The 10,990-nt window shown below is 61.3% G+C and carries 10 protein-coding genes; 9 read left to right on the forward strand and 1 reads right to left on the reverse strand.

The window, feature by feature from the left end; genetic code table 11:
* Nucleotides 1-30: 30 nt before the first annotated feature.
* The 3 genes from mscK (at nt 31) to trxC (ending at nt 5,454) form a co-directional block, all read left to right on the forward strand.
* The gene (mscK, locus tag ACIQY3_RS32320; RefSeq protein WP_403028213.1) at nt 31-3,399 is read left to right on the forward strand and encodes a mechanosensitive channel MscK; all 3,369 of its coding nucleotides are present in this window, start codon (nt 31-33) and stop codon (nt 3,397-3,399) included.
* 48 nt (nt 3,400-3,447) lie between these two features.
* Nucleotides 3,448-4,911: a protein adenylyltransferase SelO gene (selO, locus tag ACIQY3_RS32325; RefSeq protein WP_403028216.1), complete on the forward strand. Its 1,464-nt coding sequence runs from the start codon at nt 3,448-3,450 to the stop codon at nt 4,909-4,911.
* Nucleotides 4,912-5,019: 108 nt separating this feature from the next.
* On the forward strand, nt 5,020-5,454 hold the full coding sequence (trxC, locus tag ACIQY3_RS32330; RefSeq protein ID WP_059408111.1) for a thioredoxin TrxC: 435 nt from the start codon (nt 5,020-5,022) through the stop codon (nt 5,452-5,454).
* Nucleotides 5,455-5,587: 133 nt separating this feature from the next.
* On the opposite strand, the gene ACIQY3_RS32335 is transcribed toward trxC, so the two are convergent.
* Nucleotides 5,588-6,358, reverse strand: coding sequence for a ParA family protein (locus ACIQY3_RS32335; protein ID WP_054053184.1), 771 nt, complete (start codon nt 6,356-6,358; stop codon nt 5,588-5,590).
* 355 nt (nt 6,359-6,713) lie between these two features.
* Between ACIQY3_RS32335 and ACIQY3_RS32340 the strand changes: the two genes are divergently transcribed.
* From ACIQY3_RS32340 to ACIQY3_RS32365, 6 genes are read left to right on the forward strand one after another with little or no spacing between them, the layout of a single operon-like run.
* A complete protein-coding gene (locus ACIQY3_RS32340; RefSeq protein ID WP_403028291.1) occupies nt 6,714-7,439 on the forward strand; it encodes a beta-ketoacyl synthase chain length factor in 726 nt (241 codons plus the stop codon).
* Complete coding sequence (locus ACIQY3_RS32345) at nt 7,415-8,224, forward strand: lysophospholipid acyltransferase family protein (RefSeq protein ID WP_403028220.1); 810 nt, start codon at nt 7,415-7,417, stop codon at nt 8,222-8,224. The genes ACIQY3_RS32340 and ACIQY3_RS32345 overlap by 25 nt, the downstream gene beginning before the upstream one ends.
* Nucleotides 8,205-8,465 (forward strand): phosphopantetheine-binding protein, encoded by a 261-nt coding sequence (locus ACIQY3_RS32350; protein WP_403028223.1) that lies wholly within the window; start codon nt 8,205-8,207, stop codon nt 8,463-8,465. The genes ACIQY3_RS32345 and ACIQY3_RS32350 overlap by 20 nt, the downstream gene beginning before the upstream one ends.
* A 9-nt stretch (nt 8,466-8,474) precedes the next feature.
* Nucleotides 8,475-8,729: an acyl carrier protein gene (locus tag ACIQY3_RS32355; RefSeq protein ID WP_007992314.1), complete on the forward strand. Its 255-nt coding sequence runs from the start codon at nt 8,475-8,477 to the stop codon at nt 8,727-8,729.
* Entirely contained in the window at nt 8,726-9,271 is a 546-nt protein-coding gene (locus tag ACIQY3_RS32360) for a hypothetical protein (protein ID WP_403028225.1), read from the forward strand. The genes ACIQY3_RS32355 and ACIQY3_RS32360 overlap by 4 nt, the downstream gene beginning before the upstream one ends.
* Complete coding sequence (locus ACIQY3_RS32365; protein ID WP_403028228.1) at nt 9,268-10,947, forward strand: AMP-binding protein; 1,680 nt, start codon at nt 9,268-9,270, stop codon at nt 10,945-10,947. The genes ACIQY3_RS32360 and ACIQY3_RS32365 overlap by 4 nt, the downstream gene beginning before the upstream one ends.
* The last annotated feature ends 43 nt before the right edge of the window (nt 10,948-10,990 follow it).

Here is a 10,990-nt window from a genome sequence, read left to right on the forward strand (position 1 = left end):
TTCTTTTCACCTAGTTCCAGACCGGTATCTATGCCAACCCTGCGCTCTTTCTTCGCCATTGCCCTGCTGGGCCTGAGTCTCTCCATTGGTACGCTGCAAGCCGGCGAACCGCCGTCCAGCGAAGCTGTGCAGGGAAGCCTGGACAGGATCGCCGAACGCAAACTGCCGGAAGCCGACCAGAAAGCCCTGCAATCCATTCTGCAGAACACCCTGACCCAGCTCACGAGCAAGAGCGATTACGATCAGAAACTGATCGATCTGAACCAGCAACTGGCCACCGCGCCCAAGCAGAACATCGAGAACCAGCGGGAGCTGGCCCGGCTCAAGGCCACCAAAGTGGTGCCGATCGAGCAGCGCTACGCCAATCTGTCGATCCCGCAACTCGAACAGATGCTGACCGAGCGCTCCACCCAGCAAGGCGAGCTGCAAAAAGCCCTGGCCGACGCCAACAGCCTGATCATCACCGCCCAGACCCGTCCCGAGCGCGCCCAGGCCGAGATCGCCAGCAGCCAGACGCGCATCCAGCAGATCAACAACATCCTCAAGGCCGGCAAAGATAACGGCAAGACCTTAAGCGTCGAGCAGCGTGACCAGCTCAACGCCGAACTCGCGGCGCTCAACGCCCTGATCCCGCTGCGCCGCCAGGAACTGGCCGGCAACAGTCAGTTGCAGGACCTCGGCAACAGCCAACATGACGTGCTCTCGGAAAAAGTCGCGCGCCAGGATCAGGAAATCCAGGAACTGCAAACCCTGATCAACCAGAAGCGCCTGGCCCATTCCCAAGAGACGGTGACGCAACAATCCATCGAAGCGCAAAAGTCCGGCAGCAGCAGTTTGCTGGCCACGGAAAGCGCGCAGAACCTGAAACTCTCTGACTACCTGCTCAAAAATACCGACCGCCTCAACGCCATCACCCAACAGAACCTGCAAACCAAGCAGCAACTGGACAGCGTGACCCAAAGCGATTCGGCCCTGGACGAGCAGATCAACGTACTCAAGGGCAGCTTGCTGCTGTCCAAGATTCTCTACAAACAGAAGCAGTCCCTGCCGCCACTCAAACTTGACCGTGACCTGGCGGACCAGATCGCTGACATTCGCCTGTTTCAATTCGAAGTCAGCCAGCAACGGGAATTGCTCAGCAACCCGGCAAGCTACGTTGACAGCCTGTTGGCAACCCAACCGCCGGAGCAAGTCACCCCGCAACTGCGCAAGAGCCTGCTGGAACTGGCCAACACCCGCGCCGAACTGCTGGAACGACTGAACCGCGAACTGAGCGCGGTACTCAACCAATCCATCACCTTGCAGCTGAACCAGAAGCAATTGCTCAGCACCACGAAAAGTCTGCGGTCCACCCTCGACGAGCAGATGTTCTGGATCCCGAGCAACAAGCCGCTGGACCTGGAATGGATGCACGGCGTACCGGAACGTCTGCAACGCCAGGTCACCACGCTGCCTTGGACTTCGAGCCTGAGCGAATTGAGCGATGGCCTGATCCAGCGGCCGTTGCTGTTCCTGCCCCTGGTGTTGCTGATCGGTGCCCTGCTGTGGCGGCGCAAGAGTCTGTATGCCCGACTGAACAAGGTTCACCAGGACATCGGTCACTTCAAACGTGACAGCCAGTGGCACACGCCTCAGGCGATCCTGATCAACATTTTGCTGGCGATGCCGGTGGCGCTGGGCCTGGCCTTGTGTGGCCTGGCCTTGCAGATCGACGCACGCGGGCAGAACGCCAATATGGGCGCGGCCCTGATACAAATGGGCCAGGCCTGGCTGGTGTTCTACACCGCCTACCGGATCCTCGCGCCGGGCGGCGTGGCCGAACTGCATTTCCGCTGGGAAAAACCTCAGGTCGAATTCCTGCAAGGCTGGGTTCGCCGACTCGGGTTGGTCGTGATGGCGCTGGTTGCGGTGGTGGCGGTTGCGGAACTGCAACCGGCGGCACTGGCCGATGACGTGCTCGGCATGCCGGTGGTGCTGACCTGTTATGCCTTGATGGCCTGGTTGCTCAGTCGCCTGCTGATCAGCAGCCCAACCCATGAAAGCGCTTCGCTGTTCCGCAAAGCCGTGGGGATCATGTTCACGGTGCTGCCCGTCGCGTTGTTCGTGGCGGTGTGCTTCGGCTATTACTACACAGCGCTGAAACTCAGCGACCGGTTGATCAACACGCTGTACTTGCTGATGTTCTGGCTGGTGATCGAAGCCACGTTCGTGCGCGGCTTGAGCGTTGCGGCACGACGCCTGGCCTATCAACGTGCCCTGGCCAAACGCCAGGCCGCGAAAGAGGCCGGCGATGGCGAAGCGGTGATCGAAGAGCCGACCCTGGACATCGAGAAGGTCAACGAGCAGTCGTTGCGCCTGATCCGTCTGGCCTTGCTCGGCGGCTTCATCGCGGCGCTGTACTGGGTCTGGTCGGACTTGATCTCGGTGTTCTCGTACCTGGACAACGTCACCCTCTACGAATACACCAGCGGCACCGGCGCCAACATGAGCATGGTGCCAATCAGCATCGGCGACATGCTCGGCGCATTGATCATCATCGGCATCACCTTCGCCCTGGCGCGCAACTTGCCCGGCCTGCTGGAAGTGTTGGTGTTGTCCAAGCTGAACCTGGCCCAAGGCAGCGCCTACGCGACGACCACGCTGCTGTCCTACGTGATCGCCGGTGTCGGTTTCGTCTCGACCCTGTCCACCCTCGGCGTGAGCTGGGACAAGTTGCAGTGGCTGGTGGCGGCGCTATCGGTGGGGTTGGGTTTCGGGATGCAGGAGATTTTCGCCAACTTCATCTCCGGCATCATGATCCTGTTCGAACGCCCGGTGCGGATCGGCGACACCATCACCATCGGCAACCTGTCGGGCACGGTCAGCAAGATCCGCATCCGCGCCACGACCATTACCGACTTCGACCGCAAGGACATCATCGTCCCGAACAAGACGTTCATCACTGGGCAACTGATCAACTGGTCCCTGACCGACACCATCACCCGGGTGACCCTCAAGCTCGGCGTCGATTACGGTTCGGACCTGGATCTGGTCAAGTCTCTGTTGCTGCAGGCCGCACGGGATAACCCGCGAGTGCTCAAGGAACCCGAGCCCCACGTGTACTTCCTGAACTTCGGCGAAAGCACCCTCGACCACGAGTTGCGCATGCACGTGCGCGACCTCGGCGACCGCAACCCGGTGCTCGATGAGGTCAACCGCTTCATCAACCACGAGTTCAAGAAGCAGCACATCAACATCTCGTTCCGGCAGATGGAGGTTTACCTGAAGAACCTGCACGGCCAGGAATACAAGTTGGTGCCGGTCGAGGAAGAGAACAAAACCATCATCTCCCGCGAAGCGCCCCACGAAGCCCTCCGCGACGACCCGATGCAAGAGCCGCCCGAGACCAAACTCGACTAACCGCCTTATCCCTAGCAGAATGCTCGGACATTCTGCTGGAGATGGCCGTTGAAACCCCTCGACGAACTGACCTTCGATAATCGCTTCGCCCGCCTGGGCGACGCGTTCTCAACCCATGTGCTGCCGGAGCCCATTGCGAACCCGCGACTGGTGGTCGCCAGCCCCGCCGCCATGGCGCTGCTGGACCTGGACCCGGCCGTGGCCGAGACGCCAGTGTTCGCCGAGCTGTTCGGCGGCCACAAGCTCTGGGCCGAAGCCGAACCACGGGCGATGGTCTATTCCGGGCATCAATTCGGTTCCTACAACCCACAGTTGGGCGACGGACGCGGCTTGTTGCTGGGCGAGGTCTACAACGAGGCCGGCGAGCATTGGGACTTGCACCTCAAGGGTGCCGGCCAGACGCCGTACTCGCGCATGGGTGATGGACGCGCGGTACTGCGCTCCTCGATTCGCGAGTTTCTCGCCTCCGAAGCACTGAATGCCCTGAACATCCCGACCACTCGCGCATTGTGCGTGATCGGCTCCGACACGCCGGTCTGGCGCGAGAAGCAGGAACGTGCGGCGATGGTCCTGCGCCTGTCGCCAAGCCATGTGCGTTTCGGGCATTTCGAATACTTCTACTACACCAAGCGCCCCGAGCAGCAAAAAGCCCTCGGCGAGCACGTGCTGGCCATGCACTTCCCCGAATGCCTGGAACAGCCGGAACCGTATCTGGCGATGTTCCGCGAGATCGTCGAGCGCAACGCCGAACTGATCGCCAAGTGGCAGGCCTATGGCTTCTGCCACGGGGTGATGAACACCGACAACATGTCGATCCTGGGCATCACCTTCGACTTCGGCCCGTTCGCCTTCCTCGATGACTTCGACGCCAACTTCATCTGCAACCATTCCGATGACCAGGGCCGCTACTCCTTCAGCAACCAGGTGCCGATCGGCCAGTGGAACCTCAGCGCCCTGGCCCAGGCCCTGACGCCGTTCATCAGCGTCGAAGCCCTGCGCGAAACCCTCGGCCTGTACCTGCCGCTGTACCAGGCCCACTACCTCGACCTGATGCGCCGCCGCCTCGGCCTGACCACCGCCGAAGACGACGACCAGAAACTGCTGGAACGCCTGCTGCAACTGATGCAGAACAGCGGCGTCGATTACACCCTGTTCTTCCGCCGCCTCGGGGACGAATCACCCGAACTGGCCGTCGCCCGGCTGCGCGACGACTTCGTCGACATCAAGGGCTTCGACGCCTGGGGCGAGCTGTATATCGCCCGGGTTTCCCGAGAAGGCGCGGTTGATCAGGAACAACGTCGCGGGCGGATGCATGCGGTGAATCCGCTGTACATCCTGCGTAACTATCTCGCGCAGAAAGCCATCGATGCGGCGGAGAGTGGCGACTATGCGGAGGTTCGTCGCCTTCACGGGGTGTTGAGCAATCCGTTTGAAGAACAACCGGGGATGGACAGCTACGCTGAGCGGCCACCGGAGTGGGGTAAGCATTTGGAGATTAGTTGTTCGTCGTAGAGCCGACCAACTCGTGGCTTTACGATTCAGTTGGTGAGTCGTCGCTTGATAATCATGAGCGACGACTCCAGATCAGCTTCACAGATTTCCTTTTATCCAGAGCCTGCCATGACCGAACCACTCCTCATCCCCTGCCCCCACTGCAACGGCCTCAACCGCATTCCCGCCGAGCGCCTCAACGACCATCCAAAATGCGGCCGTTGCAAAGCCGAGGTACTGCTGAGCAAACCTTTCGAATTGAAACAAGGCGATTACGCCAGTCAGATCAAGGGCGATTTGCCGTTGCTGGTGGACGTGTGGGCAGAGTGGTGTGGGCCGTGCAAGTCGTTTGCGCCGGTGTTCGAGCAGGCGGCGGGGCAGTTGGCGGGTAAGTGTCGGTTGGCCAAGCTCGACAGCGAGGCGAACCAGCAGTTGTCGGCGCAGTTGGGGATTCGCTCGATTCCGAGCTTGATTCTGTTCAAGAACGGCCGGGAAGTGGCGCGCCAGAGCGGGGCGTTTCCATTGCCGCAGTTGATGAGCTGGTTGCGTAGCCAGGGGATCTGAGGCCACCCCGAATCAAAACTGTGGGAGCGGGCTTGCTCGCGAAGGCGGAGTGTCAGTCGACATCAACATTGACTGACACGACGCCTTCGCGAGCAAGCCCGCTCCCACATGGTTTCTGCGTTGTCTGTAGGGATCAGGCGTTTTCCAGCAGGTTGTGCAACTCAACAAACTGCTGGGTCAGTTTGTGTCGCGGATCAAGGTGGATCAGCGGTGTGTTGGCCTGGTGGGATTCACGCATGCGCACCGAACTGCCCAGGTACACCGGCAATACCGGCAAACCTTCGGCAATCAGTTCGTCGAGGATTTGCTGGGGCAAACTTGCGCGGGCCTGGAACTGGTTGACCACGATGCCTTCGACTTCCAGGCCTTCATTGTGGTCTTCCTTCAATTCTTCGATTTCCGCCAGCAGGCCATACAGCGCCTGGCGTGAGAAGCTGTCGCAGTCGAAGGGGATCAGCACGCGATCAGCGGCAATCAGCGCCGACACCGCATAGAAATTCAGCGCTGGCGGGGTGTCGAGGTAGATCCGGTCGTAGTCTTCGCTCAATTCATCGAGCAGTTTGCGCAGCTTGTTGATCTTGTGTTTGGCCTCAAGCTTGGGCTGCAAGTCGGCCAGCTCGGCGGTGGCGGTGATGACGTGGAGGTTGTCGAACGGGGTTTCATAGATATCCACCTGGTTTTTCTTCGAGAACGGCCCGGAAGACAGGGTCTGCTTGAAGAAATCGGCGATCCCCATGGGGATGTCATTACCAGTGAGGCCGGTCAGGTACTGAGTAGAGTTGGCCTGGGCATCGAGATCCACCAACAGGGTGCGATAGCCCTCGCTGGCACTGACCGCTGCCAGATTGCAGGCAATGCTGGACTTACCCACACCACCTTTCTGATTGAACACCACGCGCCGCATGTCAAAACCTCCGTGTATCAAAGAATGACCGAGTGTAGTAGTCCACGGCGTCGCTTAGCTACCTCGCGGGCACGGGGACTACACAGTCAGGTGCATTCTCCTGATGAAAAAGCCGCGAACTCGCTCGTTGATCGCGGACAGAACCGACAGACTCGCCCGCCCCGACGTGGATAATGGCCATACGACAGCTTTTTCGCGAACCAATCGGTACATTTGATTGCGCAAAATGTAACCAGTATTTGCTACACGCCCGCCGCACCGGGATAATGCGCGCCACTCGGCGTTTAGCGCCACGTAAGTTGGGCGCAGATTTTGCGACTCACCGCGTCAAGGAAAGCCCGCAGGGGCGGGATGAATCTTTGTGATCAACTTCAACATCGCCCAATGGCGCGCATGGGCCCCTGGGCTCGAAAGCGTGGACGATTGGCAGGCCTGGAGCCGACAACCGGTCGTGCTCCCAAGCAGCGATGCCGCCCCCGACGTGTCGTTTCTGCCGGCCATGCAGCGCCGACGACTCAGCCGCCTCGCGCGGATGGCCTTCAGTGTCGGCTGGCCGTTGGCCGATGGTCGGCAGGACCTACCGTTGGTCTTTATTTCCCGGCACGGCGAAACCCCGCGCACCTTCGATATCCTCAGCGATCTGGCCGCCGATCAGCCGCTGTCGCCGACCCAATTCAGCCTTTCGGTGCACAACGCGATCATCGGCCTGTGGTCGATCATGCGCGGCGAAACCAGCGAAATGACCGCTCTCGCCGCCGCTGGCGACGGTCTTGAACACGGCATGCTTGAGGCCGCGGCGCTGCTTTCGGAAGGCGCACCCGCTGTGTTGCTGGTGGTCACCGAAGAACAACCGCCCGAGGCCTACTCGGCCTGGATCGACGATGTGCCGTTCCCTTACGCGGTCGGTCTGCTGCTGACCCCCGGCACCGACTGGCAGCTGTCCCTGAACAGCCATCCGGATGAACTGTCCAACGCTCACTGGCCCCATGCCTTGAATCTATTGCGTACCCTGCTCGGCCAGCAGTCAACCTGCCAACATGCCTGGAAAAATCGTGTATGGACCTGGCAACGCAACCCGTAATCGATAAAAACCGCGACGCCTACTATTGGCGCCTGCTGGCCACCGCCGCGAGCTTCACCCTGTTCGGGTTGGGTGGCCTGTGCCTGCGATTGCTGGTTTTCCCGCTGCTTGGCTGCCTGCCCGGCGATGCCCAGGCCCATCGGCTGCGGGCGCGGAAAATCGTCAGTCGCTGTTTCTGGTTTTTTGTGCGGTTCATGGCTCGCACCGGCGTGCTGACCTACGACATCCAGGGCGCGGAAAAACTCGGGCGGCCGGGGCAGATGATCATCGCCAATCATCCATCGCTGATCGACGTGGTGTTTCTGATTGGCCTGGTGCGCCATAGCAACTGCGTGGTCAAACAGAGTCTTTGGGATAACCCGTTCACCCGCGGGCCGTTGCGCCGCACCGAATACATCAGCAACGACGGCAGCATGGACATGCTCGACGCCGCGGCCGACGCGCTGAAAAGCGGCCAGACCTTGATCATTTTCCCCGAAGGTACCCGCACCCAACCCGGCCAGCCACCGGCCTTTCATCGGGGTGCCGCGGCCATTGCCCTGCGGGGTGCGAAAATCCTCACCCCGGTGATTATCAAGGTCAGCCCGAGCACTTTGACCAAGGCCGAACCCTGGTATCGGATCCCGAAACGTCGCGTGCACTTCAGTTTCCGTGTCGGGGCCGATATAGACCCACAGGCCTTTGCCGCGCAAGGCCCTGCGCCCCAGGCTTCGCGCAAGCTCAACGATTACCTGCATCACTACTTTATTAAGGAGCTCGCCGAAGATGAGCGATCTGCACCGTGAGATAAAAACCCTGATCATCGAAGCCCTGGGCCTCGAAGACATCAGCGCCGACGACATCGGCGACGACCAGACCCTGTTCGGCGAAGGCCTGGGCCTGGACTCGGTAGACGCCCTGGAACTCGGCCTGGCAATCCAGAAAAAGTACGGCATCAAGATCGATGCCGACGCCAAGGACACCCGTAATCACTTCAGCAACGTGGCGAGCCTTGCGGCGTTCGTCACTGCAAAACAGGCAGCTTGAGACCGGACCATGCAAACTCGTGACGATATCTTCAACACCCTGCGCGATGCCCTGGTCGAACTCTTCGAGCTGGACCCCGAGCGCGTGAGCCTGGAATCCAACCTGTATCAGGACCTGGAAATCGACAGCATCGACGCCGTCGACCTGATCGATCACATCAAGCGCCAGACCGGCAAGAAAATCGCCGCCGAAGAATTCAAATCGGTGCGTACCGTCAGCGACGTGGTCGAGGCGGTCTACCGTCTGGTTCAACCGGCCGCATGAGTCGAGTGATCGGCCTCGGCCTGCTGCTGGCGGGCCTGCTGTACCCCTTTGCGGTGTATTTCGGCATGGAGCACTTCGCGCCGTGGCAGTTCGGCTTGCTGCTGGGCAGCCTGTGGCTGGCGCGAGCGCTGACCGGCGTGCGGCGGCCGGGCAGTTTGTGGATGGCCATCGTGGCCATCGTGTTTTGCCTGCTGCTGGCGCTGTTCGACAGTCCGATGCTGCTGCGTTGGTACCCGGTGCTGATCAGCGGCTTCATGCTGGTGCTGTTCGGGCTGAGCCTGAAATACGGCCCGCCGATGGCCGAACGCCTGGCCCGTCTGCGTGAACCGCACTTACCGGCCAAGGCAATTGTTTATACGCGCCAGGTCACGGTGGCCTGGAGCGTGTTTTTTCTCTGCAACGGATTGTGCGCCGCCGCGCTGACCCTTTGGGCGCCGCTGAGTTGGTGGATGTTGTACACCGGCCTGATCTCCTACGGGTTGATCGGCCTGATGTTTGCCATTGAATGGCTCATACGACAACGGGTACGAGGCCACCCATGACTTGGATAACACTTGAGCAATTGCTGCTCAAGGCTCAACCGGAACGTGCCTTGACGGCCGAGCCGGCGTTGAATCACGCACAACTGTGCGAGCAGGCCCTGAGCCTCGCCGCCGGCCTGCAAGCCCAGGGCGTGCGGCGTATTGCCGTGCACCTGGAAGATGCCGCCGACCTGGCGATTGCGCTGCTGGGTGCCTGGCGTGCCGGGGTCAGCGTTTTGCTGCCCGCCGATTTGCAGCCCCAGACGCGCCAGCGCTGGTCGAGCGAAGTCGATCTGTGGCTGACCGATCAGGCCGACGATGCGCATCTGGCTGATTATCAGCATTCACCGATGCCCGCCGCCGCGCTGGATCTGGATCGCTGTCAGTTGAGCCTGTGCACCTCCGGCTCCAGCGGCGAACCCAAGCGCATCGACAAAACCCTGCGGCAACTGGCCAATGAAGTCGAAGCCCTTGAGCAGCTCTGGGGCGCCGACCTGGGCCAGGCTTGCATCATCGGCAGCGTCGGCACTCAGCATATCTACGGTTTGCTGTTCCGCGTGCTTTGGCCGTTGTGTGCCGGGCGCCCGTTCGTGCGCAAACAACTGGCGTTCCCGGAAGACCTGCAGCGGGCCAGCCGCGAACACCCGGCGTTCGCCTGGGTCGCCAGTCCGGCGTTGCTCAAGCGCATGGGCGATAACCTCGACTGGCCAGCCTTGAGCGCGGTGCGTCGGGTGTTTTCCTCCGGTGGCGCCTTGCCTGCCGAGGCTGCACAAAGCCTGTTCGAACGCTTGCAGCAATGGCCGACGGAAATTCTCGGCAGCTCGGAAACCGGCGGCATTGCCTGGCGTCAGGGGCACGACCTCTGGCAGCCATTCGCCGACGTACTGCTGAGCCAGGACAGCGACGGCGCCCTGCTCATCGCCTCGCCGTACCTGCCCGCCGACCACATCGAACACACCGCCGACGCCGCACGGATCGCCGCTGACGGCCGTTTCGAACTGCTGGGCCGACTGGACCGCATCGTCAAACTGGAAGAAAAACGTATCTCGCTACCGATGCTGGAACAGGCACTGATGGCCCACGACTGGGTCGCCGAAGCGCGCCTCGGGGTGGTTCAGGAAAACCGCGCCTCGTTGGGGGCGCTGCTGGTGCTCAGCCAACAAGGGCTGCATGCCTTGCGCAATCAGGGGCGGCGTACGCTCACCCAAGAACTGCGTCAGCACCTGAGCCAGCATTGCGAAGCCCTGGCCTTGCCACGGCGCTGGCGCTTGCTGCGACAACTGCCGCTGAACGCCCAGGGCAAACTGCCCCAGGCCGACGTCGAAGCCCTGCTGCTGGCCCCGCGCCCCAAGGCGCCGGACGTGCTGCAACAGGTCGAAACCGATGGCGAGTGGAGCCTGCAACTGGCGGTGCCGCCGGACCTGGCTTACTTCAGCGGCCACTTCCCACAAGCACCGGTTTTGCCCGGTGTGGTGCAGGTGGATTGGGCGCTGAGCCTCGGCCAGCAACTGATGGATTTGCCGGCCACGTTCGCTGGCATGGAAGTGCTGAAATTCCAGCAACTGGTGCGTCCTGGCGATGAAATCCAGTTGCACCTGCGCTTCGACCCGGTGCGCAGCAAGTTGTATTTCGCCTACCGCAACGACACCGCCACCTGCTCCAGCGGACGGATTGTGCTGGAGGCGACCTGTGGGTAAGTTGAATTCCCGTGTAGCAGCTGCCGCAGGCTGCGTCCGAGTG

The sequence above is a fragment of the Pseudomonas sp. NPDC096950 genome, assembly GCF_044762525.1.
In the GTDB taxonomy this organism is placed as follows: Bacteria; Pseudomonadota; Gammaproteobacteria; order Pseudomonadales; family Pseudomonadaceae; genus Aquipseudomonas.

Excerpts from the sequence above, each read along its gene's own strand:
- ACIQY3_RS32335 (WP_054053184.1), bottom strand. The coding sequence starts at position 6,358 with ATGCGGCGCGTGGTGTTCAATCAGAAAGGTGGTGTGGGTAAGTCCAGC.
- ACIQY3_RS32355 (WP_007992314.1), top strand. The coding sequence starts at position 8,475 with ATGCAAACTCGTGACGATATCTTCAACACCCTGCGCGATGCCCTGGTC.
- ACIQY3_RS32345 (WP_403028220.1), top strand. The coding sequence starts at position 7,415 with ATGGACCTGGCAACGCAACCCGTAATCGATAAAAACCGCGACGCCTAC.
- ACIQY3_RS32350 (WP_403028223.1), top strand. The coding sequence starts at position 8,205 with ATGAGCGATCTGCACCGTGAGATAAAAACCCTGATCATCGAAGCCCTG.
- ACIQY3_RS32360 (WP_403028225.1), top strand. The coding sequence starts at position 8,726 with ATGAGTCGAGTGATCGGCCTCGGCCTGCTGCTGGCGGGCCTGCTGTAC.
- trxC (WP_059408111.1), top strand. The coding sequence starts at position 5,020 with ATGACCGAACCACTCCTCATCCCCTGCCCCCACTGCAACGGCCTCAAC.
- mscK (WP_403028213.1), top strand. The coding sequence starts at position 31 with ATGCCAACCCTGCGCTCTTTCTTCGCCATTGCCCTGCTGGGCCTGAGT.
- ACIQY3_RS32365 (WP_403028228.1), top strand. The coding sequence starts at position 9,268 with ATGACTTGGATAACACTTGAGCAATTGCTGCTCAAGGCTCAACCGGAA.